The following is a 22,729-nucleotide window of genomic DNA, read 5'->3' as shown; positions in this document are numbered from 1 at the left end:
GATGAATCGTACTGGTTGGCAGTAACTCCATGAAGCGAGGGTTCTTTATCACATTCGAGGGTCCTGAAGGTGCCGGAAAGAGTACACAGGCGCGCCGGTTGTATGAACACTTGCAAGTTGCTGGCTACCCGGTGATACTTACCCGCGAACCGGGCGGTACCCGGATTGGCGAGTTAATACGTCGTATTTTGATCGATTTGCGCCATACGGAAATGGCTCCGACTACTGAAATTTTGCTCTTTTCTGCGGCACGGGCGCAATTGGTCAGTGAACTGATCCGCCCATACCTGACCACCGGGGGGATCGTGGTATGTGACCGCTATGCCGACTCGACATTCGCGTATCAGGGGTACGGTCTTGGTCGCGATATAGATGAGTTACGCGCAATTACCAACATTGCCACCGGTGGTCTCAAACCTGATCTGACATTCTATTTGCGGATCGATGTTGAGGTTGGGTTGCAACGGAAACGGGTCGGTCGTGAACGGGTTGAGGGTAGTAGTGGGCATCCACCAGAGTGGAATCGACTCGATGCCCGTGATCTGGCATACCACCGTCGGGTTGCCGAGGGCTTCAACGAATTGGTGAGGCAAGAACCGGAACGCTGGTGTGTGTTGGATGCTGAACAATCAGTAGACGATCTGGCCGAACAAATTTGGCAACTCGTGATGTCGCGGTTAGCGCAGGATACGCCGATTGCCGCGCAGTGATACACCGTATGATCCGTTAGGGTAATGAACATGCGCCTTATCCTTGCTGTTGTCCAATCTCAAGACGCAACCAATTTGGTTGAAGCACTCACCGAACATGGCTATCGGGTAACCCGCCTGAGCAGTCAGGGAGGGTTTTTGCGTGAGGGAAACGTCACCCTCATGCTTAGTGTGGAAGATCAGCAGGTCAATCCGGTGATCCATATCATTCGTGAGCATTGCTCGACACGCACACGCTACGTTTCACCGATGCCGCCAATTGCTGAGTCGGGAGAGTTTTATCCACCGGCTCCGCTCGAAGTGCAGGTAGGCGGGGCAACCGTCTTCGTGCTTCGCGCCGAAACGCGCAAATTGTAAGGATATGGAAGCAATACAGGAATTTCTGAACAATATCTTACCGCTCGTTCGTCTCGCTGCAATCTTTCTTGGCGCCTATGCTGTACTGTTGTGGGCGGCATCAGTCTTGTGGGCGTATCGCGATATTCGTCGGCGTACTGAGGATGTGTCAGTGCAGGTGCTGGCCGTGGGTATTGTGTTGCTCCTGCCGTTTCTTGGCATACCTCTCCACCTGATACTGCGCCCACCGCAGACGCTGGCCGAGAAGTACGAGCGTACTCTCGAAGAAGAGTTTCTACGACGTGACCTGGAAGAACGGTTTGTCTGCCCTGAATGCCAGCGCCCTATCGAACCTGATTTTATTCTCTGTCCACATTGCCATACGCAGTTACGCCGACACTGTGAAGCGTGTCGTAAGGTGATCGATCTGACCTGGCGAATCTGTCCGTATTGTGGTCATCGGCAAGCTGGTCATGTGCCAACGGTACGTGCTGATGGTTATTCGGTTGCACCTCCAGTTGAGGTACGTCAATCATGAACACACCATCAATTACTCAAGTTCAGGGGGTGCTGGTTGGTCATGCTACCAATGAAGAGGCACTGACCGGGGTGACCGTAGTTTTGACGCCAGAAGGTGCAGTGGCTGGTGTTGATGTGCGCGGTGGTGCCCCTGGTACGCGAGAAACCGATCTGCTTGATCCGGTAAATCTGGTGCAACAGGTGCATGCAGTGGTTTTAACTGGTGGTAGCGCCTTTGGACTGGCCGCTGCGACTGGCGTCGTGTCGTGGCTTTATGAACGTGGCTACGGCTTTGATGTTGGGTTAACGAAGGTGCCCATTGTACCGGCAGCCGTGATCTTCGATCTGGGCATTGGTCGAGCGGACATCTGGCCTGATGCCACTATGGGGTATGCTGCTTGTGTTGCAGCAGAAACGACGGTCGCTGAAGGAAGTGTTGGCGCCGGTACGGGGGCAACCGTAGGGAAGGTTGGCGGCATGGGAACCGCTATGCGCGGTGGGGTTGGTACCTGGAGTGAAACTCTGGCGAACGGGGTGACGGTCGGGGCACTGGTGGTCGTGAATGCGTTTGGTGATGTGGTTGATGACCAGGGTCGCATTGTCGCAGGTGCCCGTACTTCTGATCGGACGTTAATTGGTACCGGTACACTTTTGCGAGGAGGCTTGAGTCGACAGTCGTTTGCCGATTCGGTCGGGCAGAATACAACAATTGCCGTGGTCGCAACTGATGCCCGCCTCGATAAGGCGGCTGCGACTAGACTGGCAATGATGGCCCAGGATGGGCTGGCCCGTGCTATTCGTCCGGCCCATTCGCCTTTTGACGGTGATACTGTCTTTGCATTGGCTACTGGGGTTCACGAGGCGCCACCACTGGTCACACTAGGTGCTGTTGCCGCCGATGTATTGGCGACGGCTATTGTCCGTGCAGTTCAGGCGGCAACAACGGCGGCTGGTGTTCCGGCGGCTCGTGATTTGGCAGGCAGTTAACCAAGTCGGCTGATAAAGCTATCCATCTACGGCAAATAAGAGTTTTACCACAGAGAGTTGGGTAGCGAGTGGCTGACCATGCGCTATATCGGGAGAGTGTAAGCTGTTGACCTGCCTCTTGATGTAAGCGGGTAAAACGCTGTCGAGGCGGTTGACCGACGGCGGTCGCGCAGATCGCTCCTCGGTGCAGTAGATTCCTCACCTTCCCTCTCTCACAGCGATCAGGTGAGGATGACCGGCAACAAAAGGCTTTTTCAGACACACTCTTCAATCATCGCGTTTGATGTGCTCGGTGGTTCCTGTTTGTAGTGGAATACAGACATTGAACGCAACTTACGATATAATTCCCCAGTAGCAGGCCGTTTATTCCATAAGATTATCAACCTATATACTGAAGTGACGCCATGAAGCGTTTTATTCCATCTCTAATCGCCTTGCTTGCGCTCATCTTGTTAGCCGGCTGTAAACTTGTTACCGATGTGCCGCCGGCTAGTCCATCTGCACCCACAGCAACACCCGAGCCAACGCCAACAGTTGTTGAAAAACGGGTGTTGCGCATTGGATTAGTAGCTGAACCACCTGATTTGTTGCCATATCACAGCAATCCGACCGACGAGCGATTAACTGCGGCCTTGACCGAGCTGCTCTTCCCGTCACCGATGCTGGCCGTGGATTTCAAGTTACAATCGACGGGTGTGTTAACGCGCCTGCCCGACTTCGCCAACGGTGATGTCGTTACTAAGACGGTCACCGTTTTTCGCGATGAACTGGGGCGGATTACGGACACACCGACTGCTACAACTGATGGAGTGACGCAGGTCAGCGTGACATTTCATTGGAATCCTCGGCTACGCTGGGCGGATGGCACGCCGGTCACTGCAGCCGACTCGGTCTTTGCCTACGAACTGGCACAACGCATTGATCTCGGTCAAGCGGCAAATAGCCGTCTGGCAATGATCGAGCGCTACGAGCAGGTCGATGAGTATACGACTCGTGCCGTCTTGCGTCCTGATGTTACCGATCCGGCCTTCATCACCAGTTACTGGGTACCGTTGCCGCGCCATCTGCTGGCAACACGTGATCCGCAACAGATAACAAAGAGCGAATTTGTGCGTCGGCCATTAAGCTACGGGCCATATATGGTGAGTAGTTTTGAGGGGGGAACGCTTGAACTGGTGCGCAATCCGTACTACTGGGGCGAGCCTGCACCGTTCGACACAATCATCGTTGCGTTCCGCAGCGATCCGGTGCAGTTGCTCGAACTGGTACGTGGTGGCGGGATTGATCTGGCATTTATCGAGCAACCAACACCGGCATTGCTGGGTGAACTTTTACAAGCGGCCGACCGGCAAGAACTCCAGATGAGTACTTCTCCCAATGCAATCTGGGAGCATCTTGATTTTAACCTCGATATTCCATTGTTACAGGATATTCGCGTGCGGCGGGCTATTGCCTATGCCATCAATCGTGACAGGATTGTGAAAGAATTATTAGGCGGACAGAGTCGTGTATTAGAGAGCTGGATTCTGCCCGGTCAGCTTGGCGAGCCGCCCCTCGATCAGATTACTCGTTACCCGTATAACCCCGATGAGGCCCGTCGTTTGCTTGATGAAGCGAATCTGCTCGATACCGATGGTGACGGTTGGCGTGAGTATGAGGGTCTGCCACTTCTCTTGTCGTTAGTGACAACAGCTAATTCGCCGTTACGTGAAGCTGTTGCCGAACAGATCGTCGCCGATCTAGCTCAGGTTGGTGTACAGATTGAAGTAGCGCCGTTACCGCCGACCGAATTGTACAGCGTCGATGGGCCACTCTATCAGCGAACCTTCCAGTTAGCCCTTTTTGGTTGGATTGCTGGATTTCATCCACGAGGCTGGGAATTGTGGAGTTGTGCTGGTGTGCCAGACGAAGCAAATAATTGGACGGGGAATAACTTTGCCGGTTGGTGCTTTTTCGAGGCTAATGAGCAGATTAACACTGCGACGACTTCTCTTGATCCGTCTGAGCAAGTTGCTGCCTATATCCGTCAGCAGCAGCTCTTTACCCAGGAATTACCGGTGTTACCCCTCTTTCAGCGCATTGACGTGCTGATTGCGCGTTCTGGTCTTTCGGGCTGGCAACTGGACCCGATCGCACCATTTACGTGGAATATTGCAAGCTGGCGGTTGGGGGAGGAGTGAGGATAGTTGTAGCCCAACTAGGCCATGGGGGTGGGTTCCGAACCGCTACCTACCGATGCGGTGACGATCATGATCGGCGGGGCAATAGAGGCGTGGCGCCACCGACGGAACGAGACGATGACAGCTTCTTCACGTACTGCGGCCGGATTGGGAACCCGCGTCTGCCTCAGAAACCGACCATCAACAACCTAACACCGTCTATGATCGCTGGCTACCAATTCGCTGGCGATGCGTTCTAGCTCGCGGCAATGCTGTTGCCAGGAAAATTCAGCCACGACTCGCTTGCGAGCACGCTGGCCCATCGCGAAGGCTGCCGCTGGATCACTCAAGACTCGTTCAATGGCCGCTGCCAGCCCAGCAACGTCACCTTCAGGAAAGACAGCCCCCTCTTGCCCTTCGCGAATGATGGACGTGAGCGGCGGAATAGCTGCTGTAACAACCGGTAAACCGGCAGCCATATATTCGTAGATTTTCAACGGCGACCAGAAGAAGCCGGCAGCGCGCAGAGCTGGATGCGGGGCGGTATTGAACGGGGCAACGCCGAGATGGGCCTGCGCTAAGAGGGCAGGGATGTCTTTGTAAGGTACTGCACCGGTAAAGGTGAAGTGCTGGCGGTACGGTGCTGCCAGCGTTTCGGCGACTGTTCGCTCAGGGCCATCACCGATCAGGGTAAAGTGGTAAGGACGACCTCGTTCAAGTAAGATACACGCTGCCCGTATGAAGTCGGTGACCCCATGCCACGGTCGAAATGAACCCATAAAGACAATGTTGGGCGGGCCGGGAGGTAGAGCGGAAGGCGGGGTAAAGGCGTCAACGTTGGCTCCCCATGGTAGTTCGATAATCTTGCTTCGTGGAATGCTTGCCGGTACAGTAGTATGCAACGGGGTAATGATCCGATCGGCCCAACGGCACTGCTGCTCGGCCCAACGTCGGCACGGGCCGCCTAACGCATCGTCGATCTGGCGTTTACGGATACCGGGCGGATCAACGATCAGGGCATTCACTTCCAGGATGGTTGGTACCCTTAACCGTCGGGCAGCAATCATTCCCGCTCCGGCGAAGTTGTAATATCGTTCCATAATCAGATCGGGCTGAAGCCGGTCGGCCAACCGGACCACAGCGACAATACCTGCCAGGCTTAATGCTTTGGGGATGTCTTGATGGTAAAGGGTAAACCCAGCATACGGTTGACCGTGCAGCCGTATCAGTGACCGCACATGAAACTGATAGAGCGGTAGCTCGCGACTGGCGGCAACCACGTGGACTTCATGTCCCAAACGGGTCAGGCCACGAGCTACTTCCAGGGTATGGACGCTACCGCCTAATGTACCGGGCGTTGGAATGCCAGAAGCAAGATAAAGGATGCGCACAACAACCTATAACCGCTCGTAGCGTTCGAGATCCATCGTAATCGCGAGGGTACCTGGTGCTGCCCGCTGCATAATCTCGTGTGCTCGCTCAACCTGTGAATCTTCCACTCCAACCAGCAGAGTCGTGTTGCCACGGCGCAAAAAACCACCGGTTGTCGCCAGACGTGTCACCCGGAAGCCAGCGGTAACCAGGGCATCGACCCCGGCATCCGCGTAGGCGTCCTCGGTTACGAAGATAATCAACTTCATACTCACCCTTTCGCTTCTGCAAGCAGTTGCTGCCGAGATTATACGGAGAGCTGGCGTTATCGTCAATGTTTTGTATTGTTGGGCAATGACTGGCGTGCTATCATTGTCGTAGGTGTGAGCGGGTGTGTCGTGGCGGAGATAGCACGATGTTGTATCTGGAAGTTACAGCAGGAGGCGGCTATGCCAATACCGGTAGGTTTACGTCGCTTTGCCGACCGTCGTGCAGCCGGAAAGGCACTGGCCTGGAGTCTGAGCCACTATGCCGAACGTCCTGGATTGCAGATTTTGGCTTTGCCCCGAGGCGGTGTGCCAGTTGCTTATGAAGTGGCGAAGGCGTTGTCGGCACCACTCGATGTTTTGCTCGTGCGCAAACTCGGTGTGCCTGGTCAGGTTGAGCTAGCGATGGGAGCGATTGCTGAAGGTGGGGTACGGGTGCTCAACCACGAGATTATCGCCGATTTGTGTATCGCGCCCCAGGTGATTGAAGAGGTAGCTGCTCGCGAACAGTTGGAGATCGCCCGTCGTGCTCAAACCTACCGTGGTCAGCGTCCACCACCTGAACTGCGCGATAAGACGGTTATTATCATTGACGATGGTCTGGCAACCGGTGCTACCATGCACGCAGCAGTTGATTGTGTGCGGTTGCACCAACCACGGTGGATTACGGTTGCGGTGCCTGTAGCTAGCAAAGAAGGAGTGCGCATGGTACGTTCGGTGGCCGATGATGTAGTGGCAGTGTGGACGGTTGAACCGTTTTACGCCCTTAGCTACTGGTACGACGATTTTCGCCAGACCACCGATGATGAGGTGCGAGAATTGTTACAAGCTGCGCAACCGGCAGGTGCTGTGTCCGATCACGAGGGAGCATGATCACGGTTTGTCTACTTGGTTCGCCGCGAATTGTCGTTAACGATCAACCAATCTCGCTGCCACGTCGGCGTAGTCGGGCATTGTTTTACTACCTCGCTACGCACACCCGTCCGGTATCACGCGAACAGGTTTTGTCACTCCTCTGGCCCGATCACGAACGGGGAGCAGCACAGCAGATGTTGCGTTCAACGCTGTATGATATCCGGCGGGTATTGCGGGAAGGTTTAGTTACCGACGAAGAGTGGCTGGCACTTGAGGCAGTGGTAGATGTGCGTCATTTACAAACCCTGGTCGCCGCTGCACAGGTCGATGCAGCGATGCTCTTGAATGCGTTGCCTACTGGCGATGTGGAGTTCCTGGCGGGCTTTGCGCTCCCCGATTGTGAGCCGTTTCAGCTCTGGCTAGAGGCTGAGCGTGAACGAACACGAGCGTTGCTTGCCCGCGGTTGGTTGCGGCTGGCTCGCTTGTATGAACAGCAGGGTGATATGGTGGCAGCACTGGCCGCGCTCGATCAGGTGCTCAAGATCGATCCGCTCCAAGAAGATGTGCAGCGCGATGCGATGCGTCTGGCGTACCTGAGCGGTGATCGCGTAGGGGCTATCCGTCGTTTCGAGCGCTTGCGCGATCTGCTCGATCAAGAGTTGGGCGTGCCACCTATGCGCGAAACCCAGGCTCTGTACGATGCCGTTATTACCGATTCACTCGCTACGTCGCCGACGATACCGATGCGGCTGCGTCCGTCCTTGACCAATGGCTCATTCCCTTTCACCGGTCGGGAGCTTGAATTGGCAACGTTGCACTCAGAAGCACGTCCTGGCCGGTTGGTGCTCATCGAAGGTGTCCCCGGGATCGGTAAGACACGGCTGGCAGAGGAGTTTTTCACACGACGGGGTGGCTTGGTGATGATTGGCGCTGCCCGTGAGCTGGAACAACATCTGCCCTATTTGCCGATCAGGAACGCATTACACGATCTGATCAGCCGCCCTGACTGGCCGCTTCTGCGTTCGCAATTACAGCTTGCGCCGATCTGGTGGCATGAATTGGGCCGCTTACTACCCGATCTGGCCCCACCACCGGCTGGTTTCCCCGATGAGGCCCGCCTCTGGGAAGCAGTGACCCGTCTGTTGCTTGAACTGGCTCGCCATACTCCTGTAAGGTTTTTGTTCGACGATCTGCAATGGGCTGATGTCAGTACGCTTGGTCTGTTAGGGTATCTCTTGCGACGGAGTGCCGATGTTGATCTCTTGGTAGTGTCCACCAGTTGTCCACCTGAACCACGGAGCGCGCTCGCTAGTCTCATCCGCTCGCTGGTACGCGAAGAACGGCTGTTTCGCTTACCGATTAATCGTCTTGACCAAACAGCCGTGTTGGTAATCGCTCGTCATCTGAGTGAACCGTTCGCGCACCCGTTGGCCGATTGGCTCGAGCAGAGCGCCGAAGGCAACCCCTACATTATCGTCGAACTCATTCGTCATGCCCGCACTGCCGGTTGGCTCACCGATAACGGGATGGTCAACATCAGCACATTATCGGCGCAACCGATCGTACCGCAGACGGTCTCTAACCTGATTGAAACTCGTCTGAGCCGACTTTCGGAAGCAGCACGGCGTGTTCTTGATGCAGCCGTCCTGGTTGGGCGTGAGTTTGAATTTGGCGTTGTTGCCAGGGCAGCCGCTCTGTCCGACGACGCTGCACTCGCTGCGCTCGATGAATTGCTGGTAGCCCGACTGATTGTTCCGCTTGCAGATGGTCGATACCGTTTCGAGCATAGCTTGACAATGGAGATTGTGCGTCGTGATGGCGGAGGACTGCGCCGGCAGATGTTGCATCGGCGCATCGGTGAAGCACTTGAAGTGCTCTACCGCGAGCAGATTGATGATGTCGCTGGTCAAATTGCCCTTCATTTTACCAAAGGCGGTTGGCGAGAACGTGCAGCCGGTTATGCACTTCGTGCAGCAGAGCGTGCCGCATCAGTAGCTGCGTGGTCGGAGGCGGCTGAGTTCTACCATCAGGCCCTGATGGGCGTACCGGTGAATCAACGTGCAGCCGTTTTGATGAAACTGGGTGATGCACGGCTGCAATCCGGAGCAGCAGCTGCGGCAGCCGAGGCCTTTCGTGATGCAATGGCAGCCGCGCAGATGCCAAACGATGCGCTCGTTGCCCGACTGGCGCTGGCACGGGCACTGATCCCTCAAGGTCGCTATGCCGAAGTGATCGAACTGGTCAGTCAGCTTGACTCTGCCGCCGATCCGTCCGCGCAGGCAACCGCTCTCTTTCTCTGGGGAACGGCACTCTCGCTTGAAGGTGCCGATCTGGCTGCGGCTGCTATGCGGTTGTTTCAGGCCGAACAGATACTCCGCACCCACGCCGTCACTGATGGGGCGGCACTGGCCCACGTTAATTTCGAGTTGGGGAACGTTGCGGCGCAGCAGGGTGATCTCGACACGGCGATTGCCCGCTACGAGCAGGCCTGCCGCATTGCCGATGAAGCTGGTACGCAGGCAATGACCTGGCGGATCTTATCGCGCAATAATCAGGCGTATCACCGGTTGTTACGCGGTGAAATTGAGATGGCTGCGGCGATGATTACCGAGGCGCTAGCGTTGGCAGAGGAATGGGGAGCACTGTCGTTGCAGCCCTATCTCCTTTCGACTGCCGGTGAAGTGGCGCTGGCGCAGGATGATGTGACAACTGCCGCTGCACGATTTCAGCAGGGATTAACGCTTGCCACGCAGTTGGGTATTCCCGAGCGGATTGCCGGTATCACCGCGAATTTGGGGCTGGTAGCGTTGCGCCGTGGCGAAACGACCTGTGCCGTTCACTATCTCTCTTCGGCACTGGCCCAAGCCGATACGCTGGGGGCACGCCATCTGGCGGCCCAGATTCGTATCTGGCTTGCGCCTCTCTTACCAGCAGGGGAAGCGCGTACCCTGCTCGCCGAGGCGCACGAGATTGCTGAAATCGGTGGTCGTCGCCTGTTGTTAGCTGAGATTGAGCGGCTGCGGTCAGCGTTCACCGATCGTGAAATTGCGATACGTTGATCGGTGAATGCTCTGTTTAGAGCCTATCCGAATAATTGTCTCACCGTACAGCGAATGAAACCTGATAAGTGTACGGGCGCAGCGCCGCTGCGCCCCAACCGAATCTTCTTCTGCGACAAGGTATTCCGGATAGGCTCTTAGTGCTCGTGTGAAACACTCTTCACCCGTTCTGCCTCAGCAGCGATTCGTGCTGCTACTGCCTCTGCCTGCTTGCGGGCTATTTCTGGCATCAACGTGATGCTCTCGCGGGCACGCCAGCAAGCGGCAAAATGCCCATCGCCATAATCGACAAATGGCGGCTCTTCTTCCTTGCACTTCTGAATAGCGATCGGGCATCGGGTGTGGAAATGGCAACCTGATGGCGGATTGAGTGGACTCGGTACATCACCTTCAAGAATGATCCGTCGGCGCTGCTTTTCTACTTTAGGATCAGGAATGGGGACTGCCGAGAGCAAGGCCTGGGTATAAGGGTGCAGCGGCATTGAATAGAGCTTTGGCCCTTCGGCCAACTCGACAATCTTGCCGAGATACATTACTGCAACCCGATCCGAGATATGGTTGACAACACTCAGATCGTGGGCAATAAAGAGGTACGTCAGGCCAAGTTTATCCTGCAATTCTTCAAGCAAGTTAACTACCTGCGCCTGAATTGAGACATCGAGCGCCGATACTGGCTCATCGCACACGACGAAATCTGGTTCAACGGCCAGGGCACGGGCGATACCGATGCGTTGCCGCTGACCACCCGAAAATTCGTGCGGGTAACGGTTGGCAAAAGCTGGATTAAGACCAACCAGGTGTAACAGTTCTTCGACCCGTTCACGGACTGCCCGCCCCTCACGTAGTTTATGGACACGAATTGGTTCGGCAATAATATCACCCACCGTCATTCGCGGGTTGAGTGAGGCATACGGGTCTTGAAAGATCATCTGCACTCGCCGCCGCATCTGGCGCAGAGCATTCCCTCTCAGCTTCGTGAGGTCAATCCCCTCAAATAGCACCTGACCGTCAGTTGGTCGGTACAGTTGCAGAATTGCTCGTCCAGTCGTGCTCTTCCCACAACCAGATTCACCGACCAGGCCGAGCGTTTCACCACGTTTAATGCTAAAACTGACCCCATCAACCGCCTTCACCGTACCAACCCGCCGTTGAAAAATGATTCCGCGGGTGACCGGGAAATACATCCGTAAATTTTTGACTTCGATGAGATGTTCGCCTGATGGTGATGTTCCTGTTGTCATGCTTTGCCTCATCTACTCAAGCTGCAACATCGGTGGTCGCTTGTCTTGGAACAGGTGTATCCAGCGTAATCTCGAAATGACACGCTGCCCGATGATCGTTGCCAACGCTCCGCAGTTCGGGCACACTGCTCAGACATTCTTCGCGAGCGTAGTCACAACGCGGACTAAAAGGACAAATCGGCGGCAGATCGATCAAATTCGGTGGCAGGCCACGAATCGGGGTCAGGCGTCGACCACGTTCTTCATCGAGTCTTGGGATGGAACGGAGCAATCCAATCGTATACGGCATACGTGGATTGGCGAAAATCTCACTTGTTGGACCTTCTTCAACAACTTTACCGGCATACATGACCGTCACCCGATCAGTCATACCGGCAACAACACCAAGGTCGTGGGTGATCAAGATCACTGCGGTTTCAAGCTCTTCACGCAAGCGATTGATCAGCTCAAGAATCTGGGCCTGAATGGTGACATCGAGGGCTGTCGTTGGCTCATCGGCAATCAGTAGTTCGGGGTTACACGAAAGGGCCATCGCGATCATGACTCGTTGGCGCATCCCGCCCGAAAACTGGTGAGGATAGTTATCAAGTCGTTTACTGGGGGAGGGGATCCCAACCATGTCAAGCAGCTCGATGGCGCGATCGCGGGCCTCTTTTTTACTCAGCTTCAGATGTAATTCAAGCGATTCGGTAATCTGGCGGCCAATCGTCAAAACCGGATTGAGCGATGTCATAGGGTCTTGAAAAATCATCGCAATCCGATTCCCGCGAATATGCCGCATCTCTTCTTCACTGGCCTGGAGCAGGTCTTCACCATCAAACAAAATTTGCCCGCCGACGATCTTGCCTGGCGGATTGGGGATCAACCGCATGATCGAGAGGGAGGTCACCGATTTGCCACACCCCGACTCGCCGACGATACCGAGTGTCTCACCACGATTGACATAAAAAGAAACACCGTCAACCGCTTTGACGATGCCATCCTGGGTATAAAAGTAGGTGCGCAGGTCACGCACTTCAAGCAACGGGGCCATAAGACCGATCCTTTACTGTACCACTCTGTACATCACGCTGATGTCAGCAAGAAAATGTGATTTACCTTGCTATGACGCGGATATTGAGGATAGTACCACAAAAAATCAGTTAGTGTCAAGGGAGGGGGCAACGTTCACGGCGTTGTCAACAGGTGCCTCCTCTTTGGCAGTGGTGAGGTATGAAGGGCAGAGGAAAGAGCAATCGTCTCACGGTACGGCAGATGACACCTGATAGCTGTACGGGCGCAGTACTGCTGTGCCCCAACGATCTGCTGCTGCGACAGGGTATGCCGGATAGGCACTGAATAGCTTTCTGTTCCGAACGTGGTGTGCGACCAGCCCTGATCCGCTCACCCCTTCCTTCATTTCTCTTTTCTCTCTTGTAAGGGTGGGTTTCACCCCATAAACGCTCCCTTCCTCTCTTAGATTGAGAGAAAGGGAGCCTGGGGCACAGTGAGGAATACTCACCCAATTACCAGACACGTCGGCCCGGAATATCAAAGGTTGCCGTGCTGATAATATCAATAATTGTCGGTAGATAGTTGATCAAGATCAAGACAGCGGCGACTGCCACCCACACCAGTAGGCGATCAAGAACCTTCGGTGCGTCTTCGGGTCCAGAAAGAGCACGGGCGAAGGTAATATCGGGCACTTCGGCTAGCTTCTTGCCTCTTGTCAGGGTCATGATCATGTTGAGGTAGTAGAAGATGGCGCTTACAAACATGATCAGACCCCCAATCATGGCGAAGAAGAGGAAGAAGCGCCATTCATCTTGCACGTAAGGCGCACCGCCAATGTCGGAACGACGTGGCATTCCACGCAATCCCAGCTCATGCATGAAGTGCGAGAAGAGACCCATGCCAACGAACCATAGCCAGGCTTGCGCTACGCCAAGGCTCCTACTCCAGAGCGCACGTCCGGTCAGATGGGGGACCAGCCAGTATGTGATGCCCATAAAGCTCAGTGCAACTGCTGTTCCGACCGTTAGATGGAAGTGCCCCGAAATCCATGAAGTATTGTGTACAACCAGGTTGACGTTGTACGAAGCGTTAACCAGACCGCTAATTCCCCCAAAGGCAAAGAGCATCATGGCCACGAGCTGGGCCGAGATTTCCGGTTTCCCCCATGGCAGGTTGAAAATCCAGGCCAGCCAGCCTTCACCGCCATTCCGACGCCCGGCATACTCGAGTGAGGCCACGACGTTAAAGAAGGTCAGCAGACTGGGGAAGAAGACCCCGAAGGTAAAGACAGCGTGTACTAGTTTCCACATCTCCGAAATACCGGGGTCGGTCACCTGATGGTGCATCCCAATCGGGATTGACAGAATCAGGAAAAGGATGAACGAAACCCGTGCCATAGGGTCGCTGAACAGCTTACCTCCAGCTTGGGCCGGAACCAATGTGTACCACGAGATGTAGGCTGGCAGTAACCAAAAGTAGACAATCGGGTGTCCGGTAAACCAGAAGAGGGTACGGGCTAATACTGGATCGGTCCCTCCTACCAGGCCCAGTGACCATGGAATAACCAGGAAGATCATTTCGCTGGCTACACCAATGGTCGCGATCGTCCACATCAGCATGGTGACGATGGCCATAAACGCTGGCAGCGGCGTGCGTTGACCGGGATTATCGGCCAGCCAGGCATTCCGAGTCAGGATCATGTTCACCAACAAGAGCCACGTCCCGGCGACCACCATTGTCAACCCAATGTAGAAGAGTGAGTCGGCTTTCAATGGTGGGTAAAAGGTGAACATCACGGTAGCGTTGTTGGTGAGCAACGGGATGGCGGCTAGCAACAGACCGCTAACCATCACCCAGAGCGTGGCCCACGCCAGCCGACTACTGGCCAATGGCCGATTGAGAGCCTTGGCAAAAATGTACGTTAGAAAGCCAATAATGTAAAAAGTGGTGAAGACGAGAACGTTGAGCACCCCATGCACGGTCAGGCCCTGATAATAGCCCCCGGGCAAGAGTGGTTTTGCCGGTGTGTAGAGATCAAGCCCGTTGTAGCGCAAAATTTGCAATACACCCATCAATCCGCCTACTGCCAGTGCGGCAAGGGCGATAAAAATGTTAATCCCGGCAAGTTTGCGCTCGACGCTTAAATCAGCGCTGATTGCTAACGGGCGGGCACGTGCTGCAATACTGGCCATGCAACTCTCTCCTTTATTCCAGCCGAGCAAGTCGTATGCTCAGTTCACAATAACCTTGCCGAACATCACATGATGACCGGCGCCGCAGTATTCATGGCAGACAATCAGATATTCACCGGGCTTGTCGAAGGTGGCTGTTACACGCGAAACCTGGCCTGGAATGACCATCACATTGACAGGGACACCTTCGATCTTGAAGCCATGGATTACATCTTTGCTGGTCAAGACGAATGTGACCTTAGATCCGGCCGGAATTTCTATCGTATTGGGAACAAACATAAACGTTTGCGCCAGCATGATGGCCTCATAACGCCCAGGCGCAATCTCACGTAAACCGGTCTGACTGAAGGTGGAATCAGTACCTGCCACTACCGCACTGATACTCACCCGGCCGGCTGACGTCGGTACTCGAACCCCAACTGCAAAGGCGGTAACTAAGATGGCTACCATCATCGAGACAGGGATGGCAACACTGGGCAGAATCCAGGCTACCTCGAAGAGGTAGCTGATAAACTTTTTGTCTTTCATGACGCTGGTATCCCTCCGTTGTTCAACAAGGTCAGATACACCTGCATCCACAAGATACTCAGGGCGAGCAAGAAACCGAGCGTGATCATCAGTGCGCCACGTGGTGGCTCATGATCGTCATCATGCTCGTCTTCCGATGGGCGGCGATAGCTTGACATCCTGTCCTCCTCTTCTATTCCGGATAACACACAAATAGATGAGACGCTTCGTACACGAACCGCATCGCTCCCTGGCTACTCATCTCACGTGCGATCAGGTCGATGTCACGGAGTGCAATCTCCAGGGGTGGACCTTCGGCTGGGTACGAGGTGCGGATCACCCCACTGGGATCAATCAGAAATGTGCGCCGTTCGGCGTACAGTTTGCCGTTCTCGTCAGGTTCGGTGTAGTACACCCCCAGCCCACCACCGACGATCATTTTGATTTCGCGGGGATCACCAGTAACAAATCGCCAGCTCTGCGGGTCAACCCCCAGTTCGCCGGCCAGTGCCGACAGGTCGGCGGGTGTGTCGTGAACAGGATCGAGCGTGATAGTCAGGAAAATGACCTCACTCCCCAATCGACCACTGCTTTGAAGTACCTTACGTAGCTCAAGCAGACGTCGGGTCTGCTCTGCACATTCCTCCCCGCATCGCCGGTGCATCAGGCTCACGAATACCATACGCCCGCGTAGATCACTGTCGAGCAAACGGCTGCCCCGCTGGTCGGTAAGCGCGAATGGTGGAAACTGTTCACCACGCGGCAATACCTTGACCGGTCGGGCAATGACAAACCAGAGCATCGTTGTGAGCAGACCAACCAGTACTGTTGAAATGAGTGCTATTCCCAGGCGCATGCGGTGACCTGTCTAGCTCTATTGCTTGCAAACCGAGTATACCCGCCTCTTTTCCCTTGCGGAGTAAAGCGGTTATAACAAACAGTTGTAGTCTTGCAACAATTTGTGTCTGTATTCACAGTGAATGCACATACGATGTACTAGTAATTCCTTTTCTCGAAAGCTCGTGTTGGCTACATCAATATGTGAGGAATGAAGTGTGACTCGATCCCAGGTCTGAGAACACGTAGCCCGTAGCGGGCGTATCTGAGAGAGTGTCTGAAATGTATCTGGTGCCCTTGCTGTCCAGGGATTGACGGAATGATTGGCTTGCTGAAATCAAGTCTCAGTGTTGTACATAACTCAACATTTTTCAGACACCCTCTGAGAGTTTCCTGCCTGGCAGTTGCCTGTGTCGCTCGCGTTCAGCACACCTTGGGACACAGGTTTGACACCTGTTCCTTCCGTAACGATCGTCGGGCGAACACCAGAGCAGACTGCGTATTTGCAATATAGAAAAGTCATCGTTGTGCAAACGTTCTGTGCTGGCGTGCGGTGAGCTGCATTTTTCAGTCCTGTTACCGTTTGCCCCTTTCGCTCCCATTGGAGAAGCCTGTTGAAACGCGCTACCATTTGCTCCTCAGTTGTTGTCTCTCTACTCAGAACGAATAAGCTCTCTCTGTACATACCGTTTCACATCGTTACAATCGGTATGGCCGGTCTCTGTACGGCATTCCGGCACGCCAGTAATCGGCTAGAAGGAAGTGATATGACGCAAAAAAAGATTGTTGTGATTGGGAGTGGCTTTGGAGGTTTGAGTGCTGCGATTCGCCTGGCAGCTCAGGGCCATGAAGTAACAATTCTCGAGCAGCGTGATCGTCCTGGTGGTCGGGCTTACGTGTATCAGACCAAAGGTTATACATTTGATAGTGGTCCGACCGTCATTACCGCCCCGTTTATGTTTGATGAACTCTGGCAGTTGGCCGGTAAGCGTCGTGAAGATTATTTCACCCTCGAACCATGTCGGCCATTCTATCGCCTGTTTAATCACGAGGGGCGCTATCTCGAATACGGTGAAGATGAGCAGGCTTTACTCGATCAGATTCGGCAGTGGAATCCCGCCGATGTTGAGGGGTATCGCCGTTTTATTGCCAGTACGCGACCTATCTTTGAAAAGGGTTTCAGTCTGATTGACAAGCCCTTTCTTCACTTTAGTGATATGCTGCGCGTTACCCCCGATTTGATCCGGCTCAAATCGCATCAGAGTGTATACCGCTTCGTTTCCCAGTTTTTCCAAGATGATTTTCTCCGCCGTTGTTTCTCATTCCATCCGTTGTTTATCGGTGGTAATCCCTTTGATGCCACGTCGATCTATGCCATGGTACATTATCTCGAACGACGTTGGGGGGTCTATCACGCACGCGGTGGCACTGGCTCAATCGTAAAGGCAATGGTGCAGCTCTTCACCGAATTGGGTGGTCGTCTCGAATTGAACACCAAAGCAGTTGAAATCGTGATTGACGGCCGTCGAGCACGAGCTGTACGTACCCAAGACGGGCGGATGTTCCCTGCCGATGTAGTGGTATCGAACGCCGATGTGCCACAAACCTACATGGCGTTGATCCCACCACGGTACCGTAAAGTGCAAACTGACCGTCGGCTACGCCGGATGCGCTACAGTATGTCGTTGGCGGTGATTTACCTGGGCATTAATCGCCGCTATGACGATGGTCGGTTGGTCCAGCACAACATCATCTTTAGCGAACGCTACAAAGGCCTGCTCGACGATATTTTCAACCGCAAGCGATTAGCCGACGATTTCTCGCTCTATCTGCACCGTCCGTCGCACAATGATCCGACGCTGGCGCCGCCTGGGCACGAGGCTCTTTACGTCCTGACGCCGGTTCCCAATCTGGCTGCACCAATCGATTGGTCGGTAGCCGGGCCGCGCCTGCGTGAAGCGATTTTAACCTTCCTCGAAGAGCATTATATGCCTGGTCTCCGGCGTCATATCGTGGTTGAACATATGGTCGATCCGAGGTATTACCGTGATGCACTAAATAGCTATCTGGGGGCAGGGTTCTCTATCCAGCCACTCTTAACGCAATCGGCGTGGTTCCGTCCGCACAACCGCTCGGAGGACATTGATAATCTCTACCTGGTCGGCGCCGGTACCCATCCTGGTGCTGGCTTACCCGGTGTAATTGCTTCAGGTGCGATTGTTGCCAACCTTGTGGGTCAGGAACACTCGTAAGCCTATCGTAGTGGGGCAGTAATTTTACTGCTGCCTCACTCGCGTGCTCCTGTTCTATACCCTCTGTATAGCGAGTAAACGCTGCTTACTTATCTCGTCTCTTCCCTACCTCATGGAACAACACGTAAAACGCGATACCAATACCTCCCAATCCCACCAAACCGACGAGTAAACTGATCAGATCATCTGGCCAGTGGTAGACAGCCGAAGGTGTAGCACCGGGAATAAACTCGCGCCCATACCACCAGCCCAGCCCGATGACGATACTGGCTACGAGCGCATAGAGCACGCGCTGCCATAGCCCCGGCGCCTGCCAGATACCCGGCAGCATCCGACCGAGCACTATCGCCAGCAACAACGCCTCGGCCGAATTCGCAATGCTGAAGGCAATCGCCAGACCGCCGATGTCACCGCCACCGGCAAGCAATACCACACCTAACCCGATGTTCATTGCTACTTGCGCCAATCCAATTAATACTGGAGGCCAGGTGCGCTGCATCGCATAAAAGGTACGGATCAGAATCTCGGAAGCGGCAAAGGCCGGTAAGGCACACGCATATCCGGTGAGGGCAGCCGCTGTATAACTCAGCGAAATCGTGTCAAATGCCCCCCGTTCAAAGAGTAGTCGTGCCAGTGCTGGGCCAAGGGTGAGCAGACCAACGGTTGCCGGCAAGGTGAGCCAGAGAATACGTTCCAGCGTTGATCGTACATCATCGATCAGGGCACTGAACTGTTGATCTGCTACCAGGCGGGCTAGACGAGGGAAGGCCACGGTGCTCAGGCTAAGTGCAAAGATGCCGTATGGTAGCAACATCAACTGATATGCCCAGCGTAATCCAGCCAGTTTGGCGTCTCCATCAGGTAAACGGCTTGCCAGGACCAACGTGGCTACGATACTTAGATGCGCTGCAGCCTGTCCGATCACTCTTGGACCCATCGCCTGCGCTACTTTCACAAGTTCGGGCAGATTACGCCCTAAATGTGGCCGTAGGCGCATCCCCAACTGCATAAGGACTGGGATCTGGATCAGCAAGTATCCTGCTGCGCCGATGACGACACCCCAGGCCATACCCCAGATGCCTAGCCAGGGCGCCAGCAGGGCGCCACCGGTGATCCCAAGGTTGTAAATGCTAGGCGCTATGGCCGGCATCGTAAAGCGATCGCGGGCATTAAGGATCGCCATTGCCAAACCTCCTAATCCCAACAGTAACGGTGAGAGCAGGAACAGTCGGGTGAGGGCAATGATCAGATCAAGCGTTGCCGCCGAGAAACCTTCACCGCCGTACAGCATTGGTACCAGCCAGGGCGCAACGGCAAAGAGTACCATACTGGCGATGCCTAAAGCAATCAGCGCCCACGTGACCACAGCACCGGTCAGGTCCCATGCTCGTGTTGGATGTTCTCGTTCCCACAGTTCGATAAAGACCGGGATAAAGCTACTGCCGAGCGCCCCGCCAATAATGACCAGATACAACAGATCGACAGTGCTGATAGCAGCTCCGTAAGCGGCCATCTCGGCTGAGGTGCCAAAATAGTAAGAGGCAACAATATCGCGGATGAGCCCCGTCAACCGACTCAAGATGAATCCAGCCATGACGATCAGGCTATAGCGTTGTGTGCTCAGGCGTCGTAGGATAGAGCTTAGTTGCACGGTTGGCATTCCTATGCTATACTTCACAATTAGCGCGGCGAGCAAGCGCTCGCCGCTTCACGTGTCACATTACGCGCCAATTATATCCGAGGAGTTTAGCCTTGGCGAACACAAAGTCTGCAAAAAAGCGTATTCGGAGCGATGCGCGGAAGCATCTGCGAAACAAGTCGTACCGCTCGCGGGTGAAGACGATGATCAAGAAGGCCGAGCAGGCTCTGGCAAGCGGTGTTGTTGATCAAGCTGCTCTGCGTATGGCGTTCAGCACCCTCGATAAGGCAGCAGTAAAAGGGATTATTCACAAAAACAACGCTGCTCGTCGCAAGTCACGGCTGGCCCAAAAAGCAAAGCGAGTGGCGCTGGCTGCGCAGGCTGCACAGTCCGGTTCTGCCGCTTGACACTGTTTCGATGACAGCAGAGGCAACGCACAGTTCGCTGTGCGTTGCTTTTTTCTGCCAGCGAAGTTCCTTTCACGCTGCCATGCTTCGCTACCGAACCGTACCGCTTTCAGGCGAGGGCAGCGCAATCTTCACGCCCGGCCCACTTGACCCCGTTACCGCTTCCCCTTCGGCTGCTGAGCCTGACATAGTTCCACTACGAACAGTTCGAGCGCTGTTTCGGCCTGCATTCGCCCAGTTTTGATCGCGTGATCGAGTTCAAGCAAACGGTCGTGGGCATTGATCAGCTCGTCAATGCTAAAATTACGTGCCTGTTCAGTTGCCTTTCGCGCTACAAACGGTTTCAGATTGAGTTCACCGGCGATCTCTTCAGGTTTGCGGCGTTGGCTGATCAGGTGTCTGACATGCAAGAGGATACGAATCTGACGGGCCAGCATGAACAGAATATACTGTGGTGCTTCACCATCTTCCATCAGTGCCCGTGCACCACGGAGCGCTGAGGCCAGCCGTCGTGAACTCAGTTCATCAATAAAGGCAAAGAGGTTTTGCTCTTGTTGATCGGCAACCAGTCGTTCGACAGCACTTTGATCGATTGTTCCATTGCGGCCAACGTAGTTAGCCAGTTTGGTCAGTTCATTAACCAACAGGCGACTATCGTTTCCTGCCAGATCGACGAGGCATTGTGCTGCCGTAGAGGAAATGCTTACGTTCAGCAGCCGTGCCCGTTGCTCAATCCAGCGCAAAAGTTCTTGACCGGTGAGCAAGGGAAATTCGCGAACAACGCCATGTTTGCTGAGATAGGTAAAGAGGAGATGACGGCGATCAATCTCTTCTTGTTCGACAAACACCAGATCACAGGTTGCCGGTACCCGTGCGCAATAATCGCGCAGCTCTTCGCGCGCTTTTCCGGCTTTACTGTGCTTTAATGCATCGTAGACAATTACCAGCCGTCGTTCGGCCAAAAAGGGGTGCGCTTCACATGCAGCTACCAGGTGTTCGATGGTCAGCTTTCGACCATCGAGCACACTCATGTTCAGGTCGGCTACTTCTGCCGGTAGCCGGGCGCGGAGGCTGGCAATCTCCTCGCTCCGCGCCAGCTCATTAGGACCGTAGAACAGGTAGATCATCGTTCCGCTCTGCATCAAGGGCTTTCACAATTGCGATCATCAATCGGGCTGCACGCTCGATTACCGTTGGCTCGATCACCGGCTGTGCCTGCGATACAGCCTGGACACTCAGTGTGCGGAATCCACGTCGCCGAAAAGGCGATAAGATGCCGTCATAACGTGCCTGAGTGCGTGGCTCCAGATCAATGATCGGGTCGTTGCGGTCGGCCATCATCGCCAGGTGGTAGAGCAGCGGATCGGCATGTTCCTGGTGAAGAAGACCACTGCGACTGATCACGATGAGTTGATCGCCGGCGAGAGGGCCTAGCCCAACCACCAGGGTGTTCGTCGGATCAAACGGGTAGCGATCAAGCAAAGCCGGTATTCCATACGGATCACAGTGGGCTGCCCCCACCGCGATGGCCCATACCTCAACGTGATGGGTTTCGGGGAGCTGTTGACCGATCCGCACCAGGGCGGCCAGCGCCGCCAGCCCGCCATCAGGGTGTGCTAATGGAGGTTGGTTCCAGGCTGCCCATAGCAGGCTCATGCTACCGCCAAAGGCGCCAGCGCTCAAGAGCCAGCGCCACTCTGAACCCACCATTGTTGCGCACGCAACAACGACCGGCAAACAACTTATCCCTAGCCGCGCAAGCAATCCTGCACGGGTCGGTGCAATCAGGATGCTCAGCCCGCGCCAGGCCGGTGGTGTGTCGAGTGGCGCCAGGATCACAAAGCGATAACGGGGCAGGCGCGGCATTTGAGTCGTTGCTTCTACGATGGGGCGAGCGGCAATAATATGTTGACTGGTATGCCGTCGTTGCCATACCGGCAATGGTGCGTACAGCCCGTCAACCAGCAGCAACCCCATCAGCCACAGACTCAGGATCAGGCTCATTGGTGGTTGCCAGGCGGCCAACATTACCGCTCCCATCAGGAGGATCGCTACCGGTACCAGTCGAACCCCTGGTCGATGAACGGTAGACAGCGATCTGGTGTCAACACTAAAGCCCACCTGACGCAGGCGGGCATTGATTTGCGCTGCGGCAATCGCTTCTGCCGCCGAGGTTGCGATACGCGGACCAATTTGCTCGGACAACTCAGCCAGCAAGCCGGCGCCATCTGTCATTCTAACCGGCATTGTTTTGTCACTACCTCTACGGTGTTGGTGTTGGTGGTAATGGAGTATTCGTTGGATTAGTAACCCACGGTGCTCTAATCGGTGTTGAGGTTGCTGGTGGTGTCAGCGGATTTTCTGGCAAGCCGGGGAGTGGCGATGCTGGACGTTTACAG

20 protein-coding genes are annotated in these 22,729 nt (G+C 54.8%); 9 read left to right on the top strand and 11 right to left on the bottom strand.

Annotated elements, in window-relative coordinates; genetic code table 11:
* Window positions 1-29: 29 nt before the first annotated feature.
* The 5 genes from tmk (at window position 30) to JE47_RS0100985 (ending at window position 4,732) form a co-directional block, all read left to right on the top strand.
* Window positions 30-710: a dTMP kinase gene (tmk, locus tag JE47_RS0101005; protein ID WP_031457976.1), complete on the top strand. Its 681-nt coding sequence runs from the start codon at window positions 30-32 to the stop codon at window positions 708-710.
* 30 nt (window positions 711-740) lie between these two features.
* On the top strand, window positions 741-1,067 hold the full coding sequence (locus tag JE47_RS0101000) for a cyclic-di-AMP receptor (protein ID WP_031457975.1): 327 nt from the start codon (window positions 741-743) through the stop codon (window positions 1,065-1,067).
* Between the two features lie 4 nt (window positions 1,068-1,071).
* Complete coding sequence (locus tag JE47_RS0100995) at window positions 1,072-1,584, top strand: zinc ribbon domain-containing protein (protein ID WP_031457974.1); 513 nt, start codon at window positions 1,072-1,074, stop codon at window positions 1,582-1,584.
* Complete coding sequence (locus JE47_RS0100990; protein WP_031457973.1) at window positions 1,581-2,552, top strand: P1 family peptidase; 972 nt, start codon at window positions 1,581-1,583, stop codon at window positions 2,550-2,552. The genes JE47_RS0100995 and JE47_RS0100990 overlap by 4 nt, the downstream gene beginning before the upstream one ends.
* A 404-nt stretch (window positions 2,553-2,956) precedes the next feature.
* Window positions 2,957-4,732 (top strand): peptide ABC transporter substrate-binding protein, encoded by a 1,776-nt coding sequence (locus JE47_RS0100985; protein WP_031457972.1) that lies wholly within the window; start codon window positions 2,957-2,959, stop codon window positions 4,730-4,732.
* 188 nt (window positions 4,733-4,920) lie between these two features.
* Here the strand turns inward: JE47_RS0100985 and JE47_RS0100975 are convergent, their stop codons facing one another.
* A complete protein-coding gene (locus JE47_RS0100975; protein ID WP_031457971.1) occupies window positions 4,921-6,102 on the bottom strand; it encodes a glycosyltransferase family 4 protein in 1,182 nt (393 codons plus the stop codon).
* Window positions 6,103-6,108: 6 nt separating this feature from the next.
* A complete protein-coding gene (locus JE47_RS0100970) occupies window positions 6,109-6,351 on the bottom strand; it encodes a cyclic-di-AMP receptor (protein ID WP_031457970.1) in 243 nt (80 codons plus the stop codon).
* Between the two features lie 180 nt (window positions 6,352-6,531).
* On the opposite strand from JE47_RS0100970, the gene JE47_RS0100965 reads away from it, so the two are divergent.
* Both JE47_RS0100965 and JE47_RS0100960 read left to right on the top strand, forming a co-directional pair.
* Window positions 6,532-7,221 carry a phosphoribosyltransferase gene (locus tag JE47_RS0100965; protein WP_031457969.1) on the top strand — a complete coding sequence of 230 codons (690 nt, stop codon included), beginning with the start codon at window positions 6,532-6,534 and terminating at the stop codon, window positions 7,219-7,221.
* Complete coding sequence (locus JE47_RS0100960) at window positions 7,218-10,262, top strand: ATP-binding protein (protein ID WP_031457968.1); 3,045 nt, start codon at window positions 7,218-7,220, stop codon at window positions 10,260-10,262. The genes JE47_RS0100965 and JE47_RS0100960 overlap by 4 nt, the downstream gene beginning before the upstream one ends.
* Before the next feature lie 137 nt (window positions 10,263-10,399).
* On the opposite strand, the gene JE47_RS0100955 is transcribed toward JE47_RS0100960, so the two are convergent.
* From JE47_RS0100955 to JE47_RS0100930, 6 genes are all read right to left on the bottom strand, one after another.
* Window positions 10,400-11,503: an ABC transporter ATP-binding protein gene (locus JE47_RS0100955; RefSeq protein ID WP_031457967.1), complete on the bottom strand. Its 1,104-nt coding sequence runs from the start codon at window positions 11,501-11,503 to the stop codon at window positions 10,400-10,402.
* A gap of 16 nt (window positions 11,504-11,519) precedes the next feature.
* Window positions 11,520-12,536, bottom strand: a complete 1,017-nt coding sequence (locus JE47_RS0100950; protein WP_031457966.1) for an ABC transporter ATP-binding protein — start codon at window positions 12,534-12,536, stop codon at window positions 11,520-11,522.
* A gap of 472 nt (window positions 12,537-13,008) precedes the next feature.
* Entirely contained in the window at window positions 13,009-14,688 is a 1,680-nt protein-coding gene (locus tag JE47_RS0100945; protein WP_031457965.1) for a cbb3-type cytochrome c oxidase subunit I, read from the bottom strand.
* A gap of 39 nt (window positions 14,689-14,727) precedes the next feature.
* Window positions 14,728-15,216, bottom strand: a complete 489-nt coding sequence (locus tag JE47_RS0100940) for a cytochrome c oxidase subunit II (protein ID WP_031457964.1) — start codon at window positions 15,214-15,216, stop codon at window positions 14,728-14,730.
* Entirely contained in the window at window positions 15,213-15,374 is a 162-nt protein-coding gene (locus JE47_RS21505; RefSeq protein ID WP_152555975.1) for a hypothetical protein, read from the bottom strand. Before JE47_RS21505 ends, JE47_RS0100940 begins: the two co-directional genes overlap by 4 nt.
* 14 nt (window positions 15,375-15,388) lie before the next feature.
* Window positions 15,389-16,051 (bottom strand): SCO family protein, encoded by a 663-nt coding sequence (locus JE47_RS0100930; protein ID WP_031457963.1) that lies wholly within the window; start codon window positions 16,049-16,051, stop codon window positions 15,389-15,391.
* A gap of 748 nt (window positions 16,052-16,799) precedes the next feature.
* Here JE47_RS0100930 and JE47_RS0100925 point away from each other — a divergent pair.
* A complete protein-coding gene (locus tag JE47_RS0100925; RefSeq protein ID WP_031457962.1) occupies window positions 16,800-18,284 on the top strand; it encodes a phytoene desaturase in 1,485 nt (494 codons plus the stop codon).
* A gap of 85 nt (window positions 18,285-18,369) precedes the next feature.
* On the opposite strand, the gene murJ is transcribed toward JE47_RS0100925, so the two are convergent.
* Complete coding sequence (gene murJ / locus JE47_RS0100920) at window positions 18,370-19,935, bottom strand: murein biosynthesis integral membrane protein MurJ (protein ID WP_031457961.1); 1,566 nt, start codon at window positions 19,933-19,935, stop codon at window positions 18,370-18,372.
* A 101-nt stretch (window positions 19,936-20,036) separates the two neighbouring features.
* On the opposite strand from murJ, the gene rpsT reads away from it, so the two are divergent.
* The gene (gene rpsT, locus JE47_RS0100915) at window positions 20,037-20,330 is read left to right on the top strand and encodes a 30S ribosomal protein S20 (protein WP_031457960.1); all 294 of its coding nucleotides are present in this window, start codon (window positions 20,037-20,039) and stop codon (window positions 20,328-20,330) included.
* 155 nt (window positions 20,331-20,485) lie between these two features.
* On the opposite strand, the gene holA is transcribed toward rpsT, so the two are convergent.
* Together holA and JE47_RS0100905 are read right to left on the bottom strand one after the other, a co-directional pair.
* Window positions 20,486-21,457: a DNA polymerase III subunit delta gene (gene holA / locus JE47_RS0100910; protein ID WP_031457959.1), complete on the bottom strand. Its 972-nt coding sequence runs from the start codon at window positions 21,455-21,457 to the stop codon at window positions 20,486-20,488.
* Entirely contained in the window at window positions 21,432-22,577 is a 1,146-nt protein-coding gene (locus tag JE47_RS0100905; protein WP_031457958.1) for a hypothetical protein, read from the bottom strand. The genes holA and JE47_RS0100905 overlap by 26 nt, the downstream gene beginning before the upstream one ends.
* Window positions 22,578-22,729: the final 152 nt, after the last annotated feature.

The sequence above is a fragment of the Chloroflexus sp. MS-G genome, from assembly GCF_000735195.1.
Taxonomy (GTDB): Bacteria; Chloroflexota; Chloroflexia; order Chloroflexales; family Chloroflexaceae; genus Chloroflexus.
Note: the sequence above shows the minus strand (reverse complement) of the source record. Positions and strands in the feature narration are given on the sequence as shown.